A 19136-nucleotide genomic window follows, 5' to 3' on the forward strand; every position below is an offset into this window, starting at 1 on the left:
GGCCGAAACGGCTGCAACCGGAGGCCGTTTCCGGCGTAGATAGGACAGGCGCGCCGCCTTCGACATGGCATATACGTTTGTCCGCCGGGCCGCCGCCGGAATGAGGAATCGATGATCGGCCGAAAGATCCATCACTACCAGATCACCGAGAAGCTCGGCGAGGGCGGCATGGGTGTCGTGTATCGCGCGGAGGATACCCGCCTCAACCGGACGGTTGCCCTCAAGTTCCTGCACCCGGCCATCGTCGCTCGCCCCGAGGACCAGCAGCGCCTGGTGGCCGAGGCGCGCGCCGCGGCCGGGCTGGGCCACCCGAATATCTGCACCATCTTCGAGATCAACGAGATCGATGGCCAGACGTTCATCGCCATGCAGTTCGTCGAGGGCTCCACGCTGCGCGACCGGGTGCTCTCCGGGCGCATCGAAGCGGTTGACGCGCTGCGCTACCTCATTCAGATCGCGGACGGGCTCAAGCAGGCCCACGAGAAGAACATCGTTCACCGCGACATGAAGAGTTCCAACATCATGATCACGCCGACGGGACGCGCGGTGATCATGGATTTCGGACTCGCGCGCCCGGTGGGGCAGGGCAAGACCGACGAGCGTTTCACGTCGCGCGGCACGTCCGCGTACATGTCGCCGGAGCAGGCGCGTGGGGAGGCGGTTGACCAGCGCACCGACATCTGGTCGCTGGGGGTGGTGCTCTACGAGATGCTCGCCGGGCAGTTGCCCTTCCGGGGGGACTACGAGCAGGCCGTCCTGTACTCCATACTGAACGAGTCCCACCGCCCGCTGGCGGACTTCCGACCCGGCCTGCCGGCCGCGGTGCTGAAGATCGTGGACCGCTGCCTGGTCAAGGATCCCGCCGACCGTTACCAGTCGCTCGACGAGTTGATCGCCGCCCTGCGCCGGGTGCTCGACAGCATGACCGGCGTGGGGCGCGTGGCCCGGCATCCCAGCCGCTTGAGCCTGGTGGGAATTGCAACCGCGGCGATCGTCACCATCATCGCCGGGTTTCTGGGCTACGACTTTCTGCGCGGACGCGTGGCTGGCGGACAAGACCGCGTCCCCATTGCGGTGATCGACTTTGACAACGATACCGACGAGGCGGCGCTAGACGGTCTCTCCGGGATGCTGATCACCGCGCTCGAGCAATCGCGGCGGCTTTCGGTGATGACGCGCGCGCGCATGCTGGACATCCTGGAGTCGCTGGGGCGGGACGAGGTGGCGCGCATCGATGAGTCGGCGGGGCAGCGCATCTGCGACGCGGGGGGGGTCGGCGCGCTGGTGATTCCGACCATCCGGCGCTTCGGCGACCTGTACACCATCGATCTGAAGATCATGAACACCCGCACCCACAAGTACATCTACACGACGCGCAAAGAGGGGCGGGGCCAGGAGAGCATCCCCGGCATGATCGACGAGATCGCGCGCGACATCCGCATCGACCTGCGCGACACCAGCGAGGCGGTGGCGAGCAGTGCGGCGGTGGGTGACGTGACGACCACGAATCTCGACGCCTACCAGGCGTACTTCGAAGGGGAGACCCTGCTCAACGACCTCGATTTCGCGGGCGCCGCCGAGGCCTTTGCGCGGGCCATCGAGAACGATTCGACCTTCGCGCTGGCGCACTACCGCCTGGGATACGTGGAGTGGTGGACGCGCGGCCACCCGGAGGAGACGAAGCGGCACATCGGCTATGCCATCGAACATCTCGACCGGCTCCCGCTCAAGGAACGCTACCTGGTGCGGTCCATCCAGGTGTCGCTGGACAAGGGCTTCGAGGCGCAGTTGCCCATCCTCAAGGAGATGCGGGGGCTCTATCCGGACGACAAGGAGATGCTGTTCTGCCTGGGTGACGCGGAGTTCCATTCCGCGCAATACGATTCCGCGGCGGTCCATTTTGCGTCGGCACTGGCGGTGGATCCCAATATGGACCGGGCGCTGCAGCACCTGACGTGGACCTACATGCGCCTGGAGCGCAAGGACGACGCCCTCAAGACGGCGGAAAGCTGGGTGCAGGCCGCACCCTCGGCCGAGGCCTACGAGTACCTGGCCACGGCTCATTTCATGCGCGACGACGTGGCCCGCGCGGGGCAGATCCTGGACGCGGTGCGCAAGCGCTACCCGGAGTCGCCGCGGATTCCGCTGCGCATGGCCCAGGTGCAGTTCGCGCTCGGCAAGCCCCACGACGCGCTCAAGGCGCTGGACCTGGCCGGGGAGCTGGCCCTGGAGCACGAGCAGTTTCCCACCCTGTATGAGATCGGTGCGCAGCGCGCGATGGTGATCTTCCCGTACCTGGGCCGCTACCGGGACGCGTTCGCGGAACTCGACAACGGCAAGACCCTGCTGGCGCAGACGCTGGACGATTCGACGTACGTCACCGGCCTGTTGCTGTCCCGCGCCGGGCTCGAGTACTGGGCCTACCAGGACCCGCGGCGCTCGCTGGCATTGCTGGATGCGTTCGATGTGGCCGGCGCGGACCACAAGGGGAAGGACTACCGGCGCTCGATGGCGCTCTTTGCCATGCTCAGCGGCGACGAGTCGCGGGCGCGGGCCATCATGCAAGAGCACAAGGAGAAGATGACCCCCGCGCATGTGCGCAGCTTCGATGTGTTCGAGGCGGTGCACGCGGGCGACTGCACGCGGGCCGCCGCCATCCTGCGCGAACTGCCCTCGCTCAAGGGTTATATGAGCGGTTCGATGCCCACGTTGCAGTACTGCGTGGCCGTGTGCGAACTCAACAGCGGGGACGCCGCTTCCGCCATCGCACGCCTGCGCAAGATCGTCGACGAGCCTCTGGTCAGCGCAGACACCGCCACCATCTACGGAATGGCATGGTTGCGGCTGGGCAACGCGTATGAGAAGAAGGGTAATGTCACTGATGCCCTGTCCTGCTACCGGAAGGTGCTCGCGATGTTGAAGGATGGCGACCCCGACCTGGTCAGTGTGCGCGAGGCGCGTGAGAACGTGGATCGTCTTACCGCGGCGGGGACCATGTGAGGCGCCGCTTCCGCGCGCGCGCGCGGCTGGTGCCGCTGGGTCTCTTTCTGCCCTTCCTGCCCGTCATCGTGTCCGCGCAGACCGCGGACATTCTCTTTGAAAACGGTGTTGTCTGGACCGGCACGTCCGCGAATGGCGTTACGTGCGTGGCGGTGGCCGGTGACCGCATCGTCTATGTGGGGAACGACGCGGGCGGAGGGGATTTCCGCTCCGCGCGCACCCGCGTGGTCGATCTGGAGGGGCGCCTGCTTCTGCCCGGTCTGGTGGACGCGCACGCGCACCTGCACGGTCTCGGGCGTGCGCTCGGCGAAGTCGCGCTGGAGGGAACGCGTTCGGCGGCGGAGGTCGCGGAACGCGTCCGCCAGAAGCAGCAGCAGGCCGTCCCGGGGTCATGGCTCCACGGCCGTGGCTGGGATCAGAACGACTGGAGCGTCACCGAATTCCCGACCTGGAGGGATCTTGCCGGCACCGAGGCAAGCCCGGTGTATCTGGGGCGCGTCGACGGACACGCGCTGTGGTTGAACCGCACGGCACTGGATGCGTGCGGCATCACGCGTGACACGCCGGACCCGGCGGGCGGGCGGATCATCCGCGACACCGATGGAGAACCCACCGGAGTTCTGGTCGATAACGCCGAGAATCTCGTTCTTGCGCATGTGCCGGAGCCGGCGCCAGAGGAAGTCGATGCACGCCTGCGCCGCGCCATCCGGGAGTGTAACCACCTCGGGCTGGTGGGCTTTCATGACGCGGGCACCACGCCCGATGTGCTCGCGTCGCTGCGCAGGATCGGCGCTGCCGGCGGTCTGACCCTGAACGTCTATGCAATGCTGGATTCGGAGTATCCGTCGCTGCTGGAGGGTTCCTTCGATGCCGGACCAAGCGAGGAGTTCGGCGGGCGGCTGGTCATACGATGCGTCAAGCTGCGTGCGGATGGCGCGCTGGGATCGCGTGGCGCCGCGCTGCTTGCCCCCTACGACGACGATGCCGGGAACATCGGTCTCAACGTGCAGCCGGAATCAACGCTGTACGCCCTCACCCTGGCCGCGTTCGAGAGCGGTTTCCAGCCGGCGACGCACGCCATCGGGGACCGGGGTAACCGACTCATCCTCGACGTGTACGAGCGGGCGGCCGCGCAGGCGCGGCCGCAGGACGCGCGTCCGCGCGTCGAGCACTGCCAGATTATCGACGTGAATGATCTGTCCCGTTTCGCGCCGATGGGTGTGGTTGCTTCGATGCAACCCACGCATGCCACCTCAGACATGCCGTGGGCCGCGGTGCGCGTGGGCGAGGCGCGCCTGGCCGGTGCGTACGCGTGGCGGTCGCTGCTCGACTCGGGCGCGCACATGGCGTTCGGTTCCGACGCGCCGGTGGAGTCGGTGGATCCCTTGTGGGGAATCTACGCAGCGGTAACCAGGCAGGATCACGCGGGAAATCCCCCCGGGGGATGGCGGCCGGGTGAGAAAGTCACAATGGACGAGTCGTTGCGCGCTTTCACCTCGGGAGCGGCGTACGCGGCCTTCGAAGAGTCGCGAGCCGGAATCATCGCGGTTGGTATGCGCGCCGATCTCACGGTCGTCGACACCAACCTCCTCACCTGCGAACCCGCCGCCATTCTCGGCGCGCGTGCCGTGATGACGGTGGTGCACGGCGAAGTCGTCCATGAGGCGACCGACTAGCGGGACATGCGGCGCAGCCGCTCGACGGTGTCGCGGTCGAGGATGCGGCCCACCGGGTAGAGGTTCTGGCGCGTATCGAAGTAGGGCGTGCGGCGGTAGAACCAGTCGCGGATCCGGTCCGGGTTGCCCGCGAAAGTCGAGTCCTGTTTCATCTCCTCGAACTCACGCACCAGCGCTGCATCCCGGGCCAGCATGTCGTGCGCCATTTCCTCGATCACATAGCTCTCGATGTATTCCTTCTGCTCGAAGGACGCGTCGAAGTAGTCCCAGCGCACGAGCGCATCGGGGCCGGCGGGTTCGAACAGGTGCGCCGCAACGCGCGCGCCCGGCTGCGCGAGATCGATGATCACCGTCCCCGGCGCGAGCGTTCTCTCCTCCAGCACTTCGTCGAATTTGTACTCGAGCGGGTGGTGCCCCTCGTAGGGAGTCGCGGCCCAGGTGACGTCGCGGAAGCGGACCGTCGAGACCTGCGTGGTCACCGGTTCCCGGAGTATGAAGGACGCGAGCCCGTGGTCGCTCACCCGCTGGATCGCCACCACCCATTGCGGCGGCACCACGTATGCCTCCGGCAGGCGGGCCTCGGCGGTGACCCGGGGGCGGTCAAAATAAGCCACGCCTACGGTCACGGGTTCCTTGCTGTAACGGTACCAGTCGCCGCCGGTCACGGAGCTCTTCTCGACCGAATAGGCGTAGCCCAGGAAATCGATCATCGTGCTCTCCTCAAAAGACGCCGCCCAGTCCAACGGAAGGGGAACGCGGCGAAACGTCTCGCCGGAAACCAGCGCATCCGCGCGGGTGACGGCGTCGCGCAGGACCCGGGCCTCCTGGTTGGCGATCTCGAGAGTCTCGATGAGCATCCGGTGGGTGCCGCGCACACGCGTGGCGTAGTCCTTCAGCATGTGGGTCTCGATGAGGATGGCCACGCGGTTGCGCAGGGCGGCGTACCCGGTGGAGAAGCGCGGCGGCGCGACGAGTTTCTGAAGACCGCTCCCGGGATCGTGCCACACCCGGAAGAGGCAGTAGGGTGCGAGCGGGTAGCCGGCGGCGGCCATGCGCGCCTCCAGGCCGGGCTCCAGCCGCGTGCGAATCCACTCGCTGACTTCGGTGTCCGCGCTCTGCAACGTCTCGATGGCGTACGTCACGACGTACTGGTAGTCCGCGCCGTCGGTGACGTGGCAATCGATGAACAGGTCCGGCTGCCATCGGTTGAACAGTGCCAGCCACGCGCGTATCTCCGGCGTGTCCGCCTTGAGGTAGTCCCGGTTCAGGTTGAGGTTGGTGGCGTTGGTGCGAAACCCCATGTTCTCGGGGCCGTTCTGGTTGGCGCGGTTGTACGGGCTGGTGCGCTCGTGCCCGTCGACATTCAGTATGGGAATGAAAACGATGGTGGCGTGATCGAGCAGGTCCCGGCGGCTGCCGTCGATGGCAATCTCCTGCATGAGCCTGAAACCAGCGTCCTTGCCGTCGATCTCACCGGCGTGGATCCCGGCCTGGATCATCACCACCAGCTTGCCGTCGCGGCGTACGCGCGCCGGGTCGTGGTGCCCGTCGGCGTCTACGATGAGCACGGGGAGTGCGCGGTCCTCCCCGCTGCTTCCGAAGCTCTCGAAGCGGACCCGTGACGAGGCGCGGTCCAGTTGCCGGCACATCTCGATGGCCTCGTCATAGCTTCCGGTGCGGGTGCCGCCGGATCGATCGAATTCGCTGGTCAGGATGGGGGAGGTCCCGGGCGACGCCATGAGGACCATGGCCAATATCAACGCGTGAATCATGGTCGGGGAGTATACACAGCGCCGGCGCTGGCGCAGCAAATTTCCTCATTGCGCGAGGTGGTGGACGGCCTTATCGTAGAAAAACCCCACGCCCTCTTCCCATGGAGACACACATGAGACGCACCCTGACGGCGTTTCTCCTTCTGGCCGCCATGGCACCCGCGGCCGTCGCTCGCACCTGGTACGTCAAGGCGGACCATAGCGGCGACGCTCCCACCATCCAGGCCGGTATCGACAGCGCGGCCGTCGGCGACACGGTGCTCGTCGCCGCCGGGACCTACGGCTGGACCGCGCAGGGAACCGGCAACGACTACGGCATGATCTACATTCAGCGCGGGCAGAACGGATTCGTGCTGCGTGGTGAGGGCGGTGCCCAGTCTACGGTGCTCGACGGCGAGTACCGGGGTCGCGTTATGTTCGTGGCCGGCTGGAACGACATCGTGGTGGAGGGATTTACCATCCGGCGGGGCATGGCGCCCGCGTATGGCGACTGGACCGGTGGGGGGCTCGCCACGCACCTCTCTCACGACATCTACCGGGAGTGCGTGTTCCGAGACAACATTGCCAACTACGGCGGGGCCATCTGGTGTGGTGGTGTGAGTTCGCCGCAACTGGTGGATTGCGAGTTCTTCAACAACCAGGCCATCAACGGCGGCGCGGTCTTTCTGGTCAACAGTTCGGAAACACCGACATTTCGCAATTGCACGTTCACCCGCAACCGGGCCACGGGCAGCGGGGGAGCGCTCTACGCGGTGCACAACGGCTTCAATCTCGAACAGTGCCTGATTGCCTTCAATTCAGCGGAGTCCCAGGGGGGTGCGATTTTTGCGCGCAACGTGTGGCCGAGTTCGGTGACCTCGTGCACGATCGCGGAGAACATGGCCGGAGAAGCAACGGCGATCTTCCTGAACGCCTGCCCCTCGGTGCAAGTGAGCCGCTCGATTGTCGCCCGCGGGTCGGGGTCGCCGACATTCACCGCGATCAACGGCAGCGTGTTGTCGATCTCGTGCAGCGACGTCTACGGCAACAGTCCGGACTCGTTCCCGGCCGGTGTGCTGGATGCGGGCGGGAATTTCTCCGCCGATCCCCAGTTCTGCGGGGCGGTGGGATCCGGCGTGTTCTCCATCTCGGGTGGCTCGCCGTGCGCGCCGGGTTTGCATCCGGATGGCGCGGGCTGCGGGCTGATTGGCGCGTTGGCACCGGTGTGCGGGGGCGTAAGTGTGAAACCCATTACCTGGGGCCAACTTAAGGACATATACCGCGGCGCCAGGTAGCGGCCGGCAAATCCGTGCCGTTGACACCCTCCAGAAGCGGGACGATACTTGTAGGTGTAAAGCGAAGTCCGTCGGCGATGGACCTCGTGGCCATCGCCGGTCGTCTTTCGCGGGAAGGAGGCCGTCATGCGCCGGGCCCCACATTGGCTCTTGTCGGTTTCTGTAGTCTTCCTGCTCTCAGGCTGCTCGACGACGCTGCGACTGTCCCAGGAGAAGCCGCCCGCGTACCTGTCCGAGTTGCGCGCACAATACCAGAGTGAGAATCCCGCCAGTCCCTACGCCGACCGTATCAACAGTGGTCAGGTGGTGAAGGGAATGGACCGCTTCGGGGTGCTTGCCTCGTGGGGATATCCCGAAAAGCGAACGCGCGAGGGAATGCTCTACGAGACGTGGACCTACGTCGATATCGACGAGTCCTCGGGGGATACCAGGACGTACGTGCTCGCGTTTCGTGACGGTGTGCTCGAGGATTGGAACAGCACGCGACTCACCACGGGCATGGTGCGGGTGGCCGACAAGTCTCCGGCGGTGCCGCAGCCCACGACGACCGACGTGGGCGGGAAGACCGTTCCGCAGAACTAGCGGCACGGCGCCGCTGCCGGAGAAACACCTCAGGTTGGGACCCCGCCGGGGCCCCACCGGCACGTTGCGTGCAGTCCCCTCCCTGCAATGTCCTCCAGAGTTCTCATAGGGCCGTCCTGCGCGGCGGGGTTTCTTCTTTTCCTGCAGGCACTTGGCGTTCCGCACGCCCACGCCAGCGGTTTTGCGGTGGGTGGCAATGGACTGGTCATCCGGTCGCTCGATCATGGTGAGAACTGGTCGTCTTCCAATCCGGCCGCGGTGACGCTCAACGGCGTTCATTTCGTATCGGACACCCACGGCTGGGCCGTCGGCAACGCTGGCGTGCTGATCCGCACGGTGGATGGCGGCCAGAACTGGCTTCAGAGCAGCCCGGGGCTGCTCAATCTCAACGATGTACATTTTGTCGATGTCGACACCGGGTGGATCGTCGGGGACGGCGGAAAGGTGCTGCGTACCGCTGACGGCGGGGCGACGTGGACAACCTCGACACCGACCAGTGCCGCGCTGCGCGGCGTGTTCTTCCTGGATCAAGACACGGGCTGGGCGGTCGGCAATGGCACCGTACTGCGCACCGTGAATGGCGGTGTGAGCTGGATTGCCGCATCACCAACCACGGCCACACTGAAGGACGTGTGGTTCACCGATGCTTCCAACGGCTGGGTGGTGGGTGGAAACGGCGTCGTTCTCAGGACAGCCAACGGCGGGAGTTCATGGGCGTCTTCGAACCCGACCACGAGCGGTCTGAACGCGGTGTGTTTCGTCGACGCCCAGACCGGGTGGGCCGCCGGCCTGTCGGGCAGCGTGCTGCGCACGCTCGACGGTGGCACCAACTGGTCCGAACAGCGCCCCGTGGCGACCGAGCTGCGCAGCATCTACTTCATCGATGATCGCTTCGGCTGGGCGGCCGGCGTGGGGGGTGCGCTGCTGCGAACCAGCGATGGCGGCGAAACGTGGATCGTCTCCAACCCGGCCGCGGTCGCACTCAACGGGGTGTTCTTTGCGAGCGTGCCGTCGGGCGCAAGCGTGACCGTCGGCACCGATCCGCCCGGGCGGAGTTTCACCGTGGATGGCGTTGGCTACACCAGCACGCAGACCTTTCTCTGGGAGGCCGGGTCGCCGCACACCATCGCAACCACGCCCACCCAGACCCAGGGGGCGGGTACCCGCCACCTCTGGCAGGGATGGAGCGATGGCGGTGCGATAAGCCATACCGTGAGCCCGGTGGACGACGCGGCGTACACGGCGTCGTTTCAGACCGAGTACGCGCTCGACACGCAGGCGGGGGCAAACGGGACGGTGACGCCCGCCGACGCCTGGTATCCCGCCGGCGCGGACGTGGTGATCACCGCCACGCCGGCCCCGGGCTTTGCCTTCAACGGCTGGACGGGAAGCGGGAGCGGTTCGTACAGCGGATGGGCAAACCCCGCAACGGTGAGGATGAATGCGCCGGTCACCCAGGTGGCCGCGTTCGGAACCGAGGTGACGGTCGTGGTCAGTTGCGTGCCCGCCGGCCGCTCCTTCGTGGTGGACGGAACGACGTACAGCGGCTCGCAGCAGTTTACGTGGACGCCGGGGAGTTCGCACACCGTCGACGCCACCTCGCCCCAGGGAGTCACGGCCGACACGCGTTACCTGTTTTCCAGCTGGAGCGACGGCGGTGCGGCCAGTCATACCGTCGCACTCGTTTCCAACACGAACCTGACCACGACATTCCGCGCGCAGTACACGCTCGTCACCGTGGCCGGAAGCGGGGGATCGGTGGCCCCCGCGGGCGGCTGGTACGACGCCGGCAGCATCGTCACCGTGACCGCCGTGCCGGACTCCGGCTACTCGTTCCAGTCGTGGAGCGGAAGCGGGAGCGGCGCCTACAGCGGAACGCAGAATCCGCGCAACATCTCCATCAACGGCCCGGTGATCCAGACGGCGAACTTCGTGCCCGGCATCACGCCGGCGGCCCCGTCCGTTCTGACCATGCTGGCCAACGCCCCCAACCCGTTCCGCGACGAGACCGACATACGCTTCGGTCTGCCGCGGACGTCCGACGTGGATCTCGAGGTATTCGACGTCGCGGGCCGGCGCATCTTCGCCGACAGCGTCCCCGGGATGGGGGCGGGATGGCAATCCTATCGCCTGGACGCAAACCGGTCCGACATCGACCTGCGCACCGGAATCTACTTCGTCCGGATCTCAGCGGCCGGCGCCACGCAGACCGTCCGCATTCTATTACTCCGCTGACCAGCCATTTGCGATCCCGGAGTTCCGTCTTGCGGTCACGGGAGCCGCGGCCTACGCTATTCGCGTCGCGACCGATGCCGGAGTGGCGAAACTGGTAGACGCAGGGGACTTAAAATCCGCTGGAGCGAAAGCTCCGTCCCGGTTCGAATCCGGGCTCCGGCACCAACCCTACCCAGCCTACAGCTGAATCCGCAGGAGCCACGCGGGCAGCACCGCGCCCACGAAGGAGCCGATGAGGAATACGCTCAACCAGCCCATGCGGCGCCCGAAGAGGTGGTAGGAATCGTCCGGGTAGGTGACGCGCAGCGCCGCGACGGGTGAATCCGCCGGGATGGAAGGCAGACCGGGATGCAACAGCGGGTCGGCGAATCCGTGCGCGGTGCGGCTGCGCCCGATGACACCGGTGCCGTTGGACGCGTGCACGTCGAAGTGATAGGGACGGTCGTAGAGCGTGAGGGTGAGTGCGGCGTCGCCGGATTCGGCCAGCGCGGTACGCCACACGATCTCGCGCGTGGCGGGCACGCGCAGCGGCGACGGGTCCACCCGCATGCCGCCTTCGGACTGCAGGTCGGCGGGAACGGTGCGCGCGTCCAGCCCTTCCTTGAGGGTCGCGGTAACGAGCGTGCGATCACCGGGCCGCAACGGTGCCGCCGCGAAGCGCGCCTCCAATTGCAGAAACATGGGTATGGCGACCACCAGCACCACCAGGATGGGCTTGAGCGCGACACGCAGGTAGGTGAGCTGTGCGGCGAGCGCGCCCAGCAGGGCGCGTGTGATGAGCACGATGTCGTCCGGGTAGATGCGCATCTCGAGCACGCGCGCCTTGAAGATATCGCGTGCGTGGCGAATGCGCGCCTGGTCCGAGGTGGCGCGGAAGAGCAGGGCCAGGATTGCCCCGGACAGGGCGGAGACGACCAGCAGGCCCGCCAGCCGGTGGGTGCCGAACGGCAGCAGGAGCCCGTCGAACACGAGCGTGATGATGCGCGAGAAGACGTGCACCGGGTTCAGGAGATGTAGCCCAGGCCTTCGAGTTGCTTCTTCACGTCGGCTTCGCTGCGCCCGCCGTCTTCACCGCGGGCCAGTTCGCGCTCCAGGACGTGCGTGACGAACTCTTCCACCGACGCATATCCGGCCTTCTCGGACGCGGCCTTGACGCGCCCGTACAGCGACTTCTCCAGGGTGACCTTGTTCTTCCCAAACATGGCTCTTCCTCCTTGTCAGTGCGCGGCGGCGGTTGTGGATCCCGCCGCGAACAGGTTGCGGCCCTTCATGGCCGCGGGTGGATCGACGCCGAAGAGGCGGATGATCGTGGTCGGCACGTCGATCAGTGAGGGATCCGCCACCGCGAAATGCCGGTTGGAAATGAGCACACCGGGAACCCAGCGGTGATCGATGCAGTGATCGCCCGTCCACTTGTTGAAATTCAGGGTGATCAGGTCGGGCGACACCGTGCCCAGCGCGGAGTCGTCGCTGGAACGATAACCGCGGTTGTAGCCCACGATGAGGTCGGGCGCGTTGCGTACCTCGTCGCCGTGGTAGACCTCGCTGGCCTTGTAGACGGTGGTGATGATCTGCTCGCCGGTATCGGGGTCGCGCAGTTCCAGAAGCTTCGCGCGCAGTTCGTCGAGCAGTGCGTCATACTGTGGGCCCGTCGGCACGATACCCTTGCCCTCGCGGCCGGCCAGGTTGACGTACAGGCCGTTGAGACCCGCCGCGTAGGCACGTGTGCGCCGCCAGAACACGTTGCCGAAGAGCGGGTGCCGTCCGATCTCCTCCGGGCGTATCAGGGCGAGATACCCGTTCTGGTACAGCCAGGTATTGATGTTGACCTTCTTGTAGAACGGCGCGAAGCCGTGGTCGGAGAGAATGATGATGGTGGCGTCGGCGGGGATGCGGGCACGCACCTCGCCCAGCATGCGGTCCATCTCCTCGTACAACTCGCCGAAGCGGTCTTCAAACCCGTTGCCCTCGACGTGCGCGGGGTGCGCGGGGTCGGTATCCCGCCACAGGGCGTGACAGGACTGGTCGACGGTCGATACGTAGAAGAAGAGCAGTCCATCCTTGTAGTCATGCAGCAGAACGTCGTGCATGCGTTCGCGCTCCGCCATGATGGTGTCGGTCTGGGTCACGAACTGGGCGTCGTCGAAGACGCCCGCTTCCAGCGCCTTGGTGTCTTCAGCGATACCCTGCGTGTAGTAGGGGCCGGTTCGCTCCGCGAGATCGCTGGCAAGATCCTCCGGCGTGGAAATGGGGAGCGCCGGGCGACGCGGGTCGATGTTGATGGGCGACGCGTACAGGTGCAACGGGGCGGTGGACTTGAGATAGAAGCGGCACATGCCGTGCAGCTTCTTGAACGGTCCCACCAGGTCGAATTCAACCGGCAGCCAGCCGCTCCACTCGCCGCTGCGCAGGAACGCTTCTTCCGAGGACACCGTGACACGCACCGCATCGCTCCCCGGGTCGACGTCGATGGTGAGAGGACACTCGAGCACCGGCTGGCTGCGGCGCAGGGAATTGCGCGGCCCTTCAATGGTGGTGGTGACGCGTCCGTCGCTCGCCTTCACCAGGCGAATGCGCCCGCCACTGGCCATGGCACCTTCCCACTCGGGATCGTCGGTGAAGAGGGTGAAGGATCCGTAGGAACCCAGCAGGTCGGGCGTTCCCATGCCCGACAGCGTCTTCTGCGCGGTGGGGGAGGGCGGGTAGTTGGCCGGTACGCGGATGACCGTGCACGGGACACCGGCGCGTTCCAGAGTCTCCCAGAATGCCTCGCCGCGGCGCAGCAGAACCGTGCCACCCTTCGAGAGCGGCAGGATCCAGTCGCCCAGCGAGAGGGTCTTCTCGGGTTGCTTGATCTCCGCGGCCGAAAAGATGGGGGTGTACGTGGCGGGATCGCGGTGGATGAAGTCGAAGATCCCGTGCGATCCCGGGTCGGTCCCGGTAATGAAGTTGGACCACGCCACCGGGCTCTGCGGGGGAATGGAGGTCCCCAGCGGCAGCAGCTGTCCTTCGCTGATCAGCGCGCGGAAGTTCGGCATGCGGCCCGCGTCCATGAAGCGGGTGAGCATGTCGGGATCCATGCCGTCGATACCAATGACGACCACGTGCGGGCTGTCGCTCGCCCGCGCCGGCGCGGCGGCGGACGTCATGGACAGCAGCAGCAGGGCCGGGAACAGGCGCATCATCGCTGCAGCATGCTCCTTCCCGCCATGTATCCGGGAACGGGCACGCCGAAGATATCCAGCACGGTCGGGCCCATGTCGATGAGACGCGAGTCGGACTTGGAGAGCGGCACGTTGGTGAACATCACGCCGGGAACGATGTGCGAGTCCACGCAGTGGTCACCGCTCCAGCGCCTGGTATTGTCCTCGAAGAGTTCGGGGCGCACGCAGCCCTTGGCGCAATCCCACGAAACACGGTAACCGGCTTCGTAGCCCGGCAGCAGGTCCGGGCCCACGCTGCGGTAGGGGCCCTTCATGTCGCGCTCGACATCGACCATGCGGCGGATGGGCCGGGCGTCGCCGTCGCGCAACGCAACCAGTCCGTCTTCGATGCGCTTCTTGACCGCGGCCACGTCGCGCTCCTCGACGATGCCCTGGCGCTCGCGGCCCTTGCGGTTGACGTAGATGCCGCCCAGGCCGAGTGCGTAGGCCTGCGTGCGCGACCAGTCCACCGCGCTCAGGTACTCGCCCGGCGCCGCGCCTTCCCTGACCGCGAGCAATCCCTCGCGCTCGAGCCAGGCGTTCAGATTGACCCCGCGGCGGAAGTTGGAGAAGCCGTGGTCGGAAATCACGAACACGGCCGTCTTCTTGTCGACATAGCGCATGGTCTCACCCACCAGTACATCCATGCGCCGGTACATGTCGTGCAGCGCGTCGGCGTGGCGCGTGGTGTCGCGGCCCGCGTTGGCGGGGTGGGTGGGGTCGAGATAGCGGTAGAACATGTGCTGCAGGCGGTCGCTCACGTCGAACACGCACACGGCCAGTCCGTTGCGCAGGCGATCGAGGGTGTGGAACCACATGGCGCGCCGTTCGTCGTGGATGCCGTACGCCTGGTCGAGGAACCCCTGCTCGTCGATGACGTCGTCGTTGAGCGCACCCGTGTCCTCGGCGAGGCCCAGGGTTGCGAAGGCCCCCTGCAGCTTGGCGAGATACACCGAAAACACCGACGGGTGCGAGATGGGAAGCGCCGGCTTCTCCGGATCGATGTGAATGGGTGTCATGTAGACCGCGATGGAACCGTTGAGCGACACCGGCAGGAAGCGCGCGATGCCGTGCATGGTCACACCCCGTCCCGCGCGGAAGGGCAGCCGTACCCAGGGCGTGTAGCGTCCCACGTCGAGCGCAATGACCTCGCTGCCGGCGACGAGCTCGAAGCGCTCCTCGCCGCGCTTGTTGCGCGCGCGGCGGATGGTGACCGCGGTGGTAACCACGCCGCCGTCGAGCGGGCTGGGCGGGCCGGGGATCTCGACGGTGCCGCCCTCGGCCGGGATGGACACGCGCACGCCGCCGATCTCCCGCGCCGGCGCTTCGCTGCTCAGCAGCGTGAAGGACCCCTGCGTTCCCCGCAGGTCCGGCACGCACATGCCCGCTACCATCACGCCGTCGATCTTCTCGACCGGGAAGGTGATGGGCACGCGCAGCACGCTGCTGAACACGCCGTGGTCGCTGAGGACGCTCCAGAAGGTTCGGCTGCGGCGCAGGCCGCGCACGCCCCCGCGCGAAATCGGAATGCGAATCGGCCCCAGCCGGATCACGCGCGTGCTGCCGTAGACTTCGCTGGAGGAGAGCTGCGGTGCGTAGCTGCGCGGGTCGCGCGCGATGAAGTCGTAGATCCCGTGACCGGAGCAGTCGGTCGACGTGGCGAAGGTGGACCACGCCACCGGAGAAAGCGCGGGCATCGACGTCTCCAGGCGGCGGTAGGCGCCCTCGTCGCGCAGCTTGCTCAGGTTGGGAAGCTCGCCACGCGCCATGAGCTCGTCGCAGATGCGAGGGTCGAGGCCGTCCAGGCCGAGGACGATGACGCGGCGTGCGCGGGCCCGGCGCAGCGAGCGGCGCCGCTTCCAGCCGCGGATGGCGGCGCGGACCGGGAGCGTGAACGCGGCGAAGAAGGCGGCCGCGAACGCCACCGCAAGCGTGACGAACGAAGAAATGAGCGCGAAGCCGGCGCCGGGGCCGATGTACGCGTGCGCGCTCGCGGGAAGCGCGAGCAGGGCGACGAGAACGAAGGCATGCGCGGCATGCCGTGCGCGGGAACTACTCATCTTTGTCGGCACCGAGGCAATGCATGATCATGCCCGGCACATCCACCAGCGTCAAGTCGTGATCGCCGGGAATGAGGTCGGGCCGCGAGGTGGCGAGGAAGGCGTCGTCCCAGGTGTGCATGCCCTGCAGGCGCCGCGGTGTGACCACGGCGTCGGCCTGCACCCGCCCCTTGAGGTCGAAGCCGTTGCTGGTTATGAGGACGAGGTCCGGCGCGCGCCCGCTCTCGGGTCCGCTGTACACGTCGCTGCCGCGCACCACCCGGCGGATCACCTTCTCGCCGTCGTGCTCGAGGCGATCGAACACCGCGCTGATTTCCTGCAGGAGTCCCTCCACCCGTTCGGGGCCCACGCTGCCGCGCGGGAAGCGCCCGCGGTGATGAACATAGATGCGCGACGGGTCGAGCGCGAAGGCGGTGGCATGCTCCGAGATGGCGTCGATGTCGCGCGCGCCCGGGTCGTTGAGAACCAGGAACCCGTGCTCGGCGAGAACGCGGTTCACGTTCACCTCGTGCCGGGTCTGGCAGAACCCGTGGTCGGAGAGAACGAAGAAACCAGCCGCTTCCTTGTCGGCCTGAAAGCGGTCATGCACGCGCCCCACGAAGGCGTCGATGGCACGGTAGTAGTCCAGGAAGTCGGCGTGGTGGGGATGGCTGGCATCCTCGTAGGCGTCGAAGAGGAAATGGTGCAGCCGGTCGGTGCCGGTGATCACCACTTCCATCAGGTTCCACTTCTCCTCTTCCCACAGCATGTTCATCAACTGCTCGCGCACGCGCAGCATCTGATGCAGCTTCTTGAACAGGGCGGGGGGATCGTCGCGCAGGGCGGACGCGTCCAGGTCCACCTCGTAGTCGAGGTCGCGCAGCGTGCGCAGATAGCGCGCGGGGAACACCGACTTGTCCAGGTGCACCGATACGAAACCCGACACCAGGGCGCCGTGCACGGGCCGCGCCGGGTAGGTGGCGGGCTGGTTGATGACCACGCTGCGCATCTTGCGCTCACCGAGGCGGTCCCAGATGGTATCGGTCTTCAGGTCACGGAAACTGGGGAAGCTCTGCGTGTAGGTGCCGGCGTGCAGGTCGGTGAAACCGAAGATGCCGTGTTCGCCGGGATTGCGCCCGGTCATGAAGGTCGACCAGCTCACCGAGGAAATCTCCGGCAGCGACACCGTCATGTCCCGCAGTGCGCCCGCCGCCGCGATCTCGCCCAGGCGTGGCATCACACCAGCCTCGACGAAGCGGCGGATCATGGAACACGGTACACCGTCGAGACCGACCACGCAAACGCGCCGGGTCGGCTGTTGGAACCACTTCAGTGCCATGGGAATTACGCGCCTAGATGTAGCCCAGGTCCGACAGACGCTTCTTGATGGTTTCCTCTTCGGCCGCGGAGTACTCCGCGCCGACAGCACGCGGCACGAATTCGAGCACTTCCAGCGTGCGGATGATCTTCGACACGCTCTCCTCGACGGTTTCCTTGTCGCTGTCGATCAGGATTTCCGGCTTGAGCGGTTCCTCATATGGATCGTCGACACCGGTGAAGTGCTTGATCTCGCCGGCCAGCGCCTTCTTGTACAGACCTTTGACGTCGCGCTCGGTCAGTACCTCGATGGGGCAGCGCACGTACACCTCGACGAAGCGACCGATCGCGCGGCGCATCTCGTCGCGCACCTCGCGGTAGGGGGAGATGGCGGCGGTGACGGCCACCGCGCCGTTGCGCGAGAGTACCTTGGCCACGAAACCGATGCGGCGAATATTGGTGTCGCGGTCTTCCTTGGAGAAGCCGAGCCCCTTGCTCAGGTTCTCACGAACCTCGTCACCGTCGAGCACCTCGACGTTCATGCCCCGCTCGAGGAGAATCTCCTCGACCTGCCGGGCGAGGGTCGACTTTCCCGAAGAGGGAAGTCCGGTAAACCACAGGGTGAATCCTTTCATGCGTCCTCCAGGCCGTTTCTGTCAGATGATGCGCCCGATCATCTCGGGCGGCGGTTTAATTGAGAAGTAGTCGAGAATAGAAGGCGCCACATCGTAGATGGAGACCTTCTCCACCGGCGCCGAGGGCGCGCGTCCGCGGTTGTGCCACAGGAAGATACCCTCCTGGGCGTGGTTGGCGTCATCGGGTCCGGTGTCGTTCTCGAAGATGTGCACGCTGCCGGTGCCCACCGTTCCCGCGCTGCGCCATTCGAGGTCGCCGAGGTAGACCACCATGTCCGGGGACACGCCGCGGCGTTCGCGGTAGATGTCGTCCGGGAAGTACACCTTGGTGCCGATGGGGTTCCCCCTGTCGTCGCCCAGTGCCTCGATCTTGCCCGCGAGTTCGCGGCTGAAGCGCTCCACGTCGGCGGGCGCGATGGTACCCGCCGGCTCGCGGCCGGCGATGTTCAGGAAGATGCGCGCGTAGTAGCCGCCATCGCCCCACGCCGTGGTGCGGCTCCAGTCCACCATCTCGGGTTTGAGGCGGGTGGGCTTGGCGGGCTTCTCCTTGAGGGTCAGGTAACCCTCGCGCATGAGGAACTCGTTGATGCACACGGCCCCCGTCATGCGCTTGGCGCCGTGGTCGGACACGACGATGACGGACGCGTCGGCAGGGACCACCTCGAGGGTGCGGCCGATTTCGCGGTCCATCTCGAGGTAGTACCGATGCACGACATCCTCGAACGGGTTGCCGCGCTCGTAGAGCCGGTGTCCCGTGTCGAAGTAGCGCCAGAAGGCATGGTGCAGCCGGTCCGGTCCCATCTCCACCATCATGGCGAAGTCCCAGTCCTCCTGCGTGAGGAGGCCCCGGAAGGCGCGGAAACGACGCTCGGTCATGACCTTGATCTGGTCCAGCGTCTCCTGCTTGCGCTCGTTGCGGAAGTCTTTCACGTCGATGATGTACTCGCCGCCGGCGAGTTCGTCGAGACGTCCCGCGAGCTCCGGCGGGTGCGTGTAGGTGGCGCTCTTGTCGGGAGTGAGGAAGCAACCGACCATCAGCCCGTTGAGCGGTTTGGGCGGATAGGTGAGCGGAACACCCATTACAATGGAACGCAGCCGGTTCCTCGACAGCACGTTCCACACCGTCTTGGCCTGCACGTGCGTCGAGTTCACGGTGAAGATGTCCTCGTAGACGTGCGATCCGCGGTTGCGGAAGCCGTAGATGCCCAGCTGACCCGGATCCTGTGAGGTCATCATCGCCATCCACGCGGGGACGGTAATCGGCGGAACCGTGGATACGAGGTGGCCGTGGATGCCGCCCTGCATGAGCCGGCGCACGTTGGGCATCTCGTCGAGCCAGGGGCCGAAGAAGAGCTCGGGCGTTACGCAGTCGAGCCCGATGACCACCAGGCGGGGAGACATGG

The 19136-nt window shown here is 66.3% G+C and carries 13 protein-coding genes and 1 tRNA gene; 6 read left to right on the forward strand and 8 right to left on the reverse strand.

All coding sequences use genetic code 11. From position 1 onward, the window contains the following. The first annotated feature begins 111 nt into the window (after nucleotides 1–111). Nucleotides 112–3000 (forward strand): protein kinase, encoded by a 2889-nt coding sequence (locus OEX18_03990; GenBank protein ID MDH4336421.1) that lies wholly within the window; start codon nucleotides 112–114, stop codon nucleotides 2998–3000. Then, nucleotides 2997–4676 (forward strand): amidohydrolase, encoded by a 1680-nt coding sequence (locus OEX18_03995; protein ID MDH4336422.1) that lies wholly within the window; start codon nucleotides 2997–2999, stop codon nucleotides 4674–4676. Before OEX18_03990 ends, OEX18_03995 begins: the two co-directional genes overlap by 4 nt. On the opposite strand, the gene OEX18_04000 is transcribed toward OEX18_03995, so the two are convergent. Then, on the reverse strand, nucleotides 4673–6424 hold the full coding sequence (locus OEX18_04000; protein MDH4336423.1) for a M14 family metallopeptidase: 1752 nt from the start codon (nucleotides 6422–6424) through the stop codon (nucleotides 4673–4675). The genes OEX18_03995 and OEX18_04000 overlap by 4 nt on opposite strands. Nucleotides 6425–6561: 137 nt before the next feature. Here OEX18_04000 and OEX18_04005 point away from each other — a divergent pair, with 137 nt between their 5' ends. From OEX18_04005 to OEX18_04020, 4 genes are all read left to right on the forward strand, one after another. Continuing rightward, nucleotides 6562–7722, forward strand: coding sequence for a right-handed parallel beta-helix repeat-containing protein (locus OEX18_04005; protein ID MDH4336424.1), 1161 nt, complete (start codon nucleotides 6562–6564; stop codon nucleotides 7720–7722). A 126-nt stretch (nucleotides 7723–7848) separates the two neighbouring features. After that, entirely contained in the window at nucleotides 7849–8304 is a 456-nt protein-coding gene (locus OEX18_04010; protein ID MDH4336425.1) for a hypothetical protein, read from the forward strand. An 87-nt stretch (nucleotides 8305–8391) separates the two neighbouring features. Continuing rightward, nucleotides 8392–10539, forward strand: coding sequence for a YCF48-related protein (locus OEX18_04015; GenBank protein MDH4336426.1), 2148 nt, complete (start codon nucleotides 8392–8394; stop codon nucleotides 10537–10539). 76 nt (nucleotides 10540–10615) lie between these two features. Beyond that, a tRNA-Leu gene (locus OEX18_04020) sits at nucleotides 10616–10704 on the forward strand. 12 nt (nucleotides 10705–10716) lie between these two features. Here OEX18_04020 and OEX18_04025 read toward each other — a convergent pair. The 7 genes from OEX18_04025 to OEX18_04055 are packed head-to-tail and all read right to left on the reverse strand — an operon-like array spanning nucleotide 10717 to nucleotide 19134. After that, on the reverse strand, nucleotides 10717–11538 hold the full coding sequence (locus OEX18_04025) for a hypothetical protein (protein ID MDH4336427.1): 822 nt from the start codon (nucleotides 11536–11538) through the stop codon (nucleotides 10717–10719). Between the two features lie 5 nt (nucleotides 11539–11543). Then, nucleotides 11544–11741 (reverse strand): hypothetical protein, encoded by a 198-nt coding sequence (locus OEX18_04030; protein MDH4336428.1) that lies wholly within the window; start codon nucleotides 11739–11741, stop codon nucleotides 11544–11546. A gap of 15 nt (nucleotides 11742–11756) precedes the next feature. After that, the gene (locus OEX18_04035) at nucleotides 11757–13724 is read right to left on the reverse strand and encodes an alkaline phosphatase family protein (protein MDH4336429.1); all 1968 of its coding nucleotides are present in this window, start codon (nucleotides 13722–13724) and stop codon (nucleotides 11757–11759) included. Continuing rightward, nucleotides 13721–15802, reverse strand: a complete 2082-nt coding sequence (locus tag OEX18_04040; GenBank protein ID MDH4336430.1) for an alkaline phosphatase family protein — start codon at nucleotides 15800–15802, stop codon at nucleotides 13721–13723. Before OEX18_04040 ends, OEX18_04035 begins: the two co-directional genes overlap by 4 nt. Next, nucleotides 15795–17120 (reverse strand): alkaline phosphatase family protein, encoded by a 1326-nt coding sequence (locus tag OEX18_04045; protein ID MDH4336431.1) that lies wholly within the window; start codon nucleotides 17118–17120, stop codon nucleotides 15795–15797. The genes OEX18_04040 and OEX18_04045 overlap by 8 nt, the downstream gene beginning before the upstream one ends. A 13-nt stretch (nucleotides 17121–17133) precedes the next feature. Then, nucleotides 17134–17733, reverse strand: coding sequence for an adenylyl-sulfate kinase (cysC, locus tag OEX18_04050; GenBank protein MDH4336432.1), 600 nt, complete (start codon nucleotides 17731–17733; stop codon nucleotides 17134–17136). Between the two features lie 21 nt (nucleotides 17734–17754). Further along, nucleotides 17755–19134, reverse strand: coding sequence for an alkaline phosphatase family protein (locus OEX18_04055; GenBank protein ID MDH4336433.1), 1380 nt, complete (start codon nucleotides 19132–19134; stop codon nucleotides 17755–17757). Nucleotides 19135–19136: the final 2 nt, after the last annotated feature.

Source organism: Candidatus Krumholzibacteriia bacterium, assembly GCA_029865265.1.
Taxonomy (GTDB): Bacteria; Krumholzibacteriota; Krumholzibacteriia; order WVZY01; family JAKEHA01; genus JAKEHA01.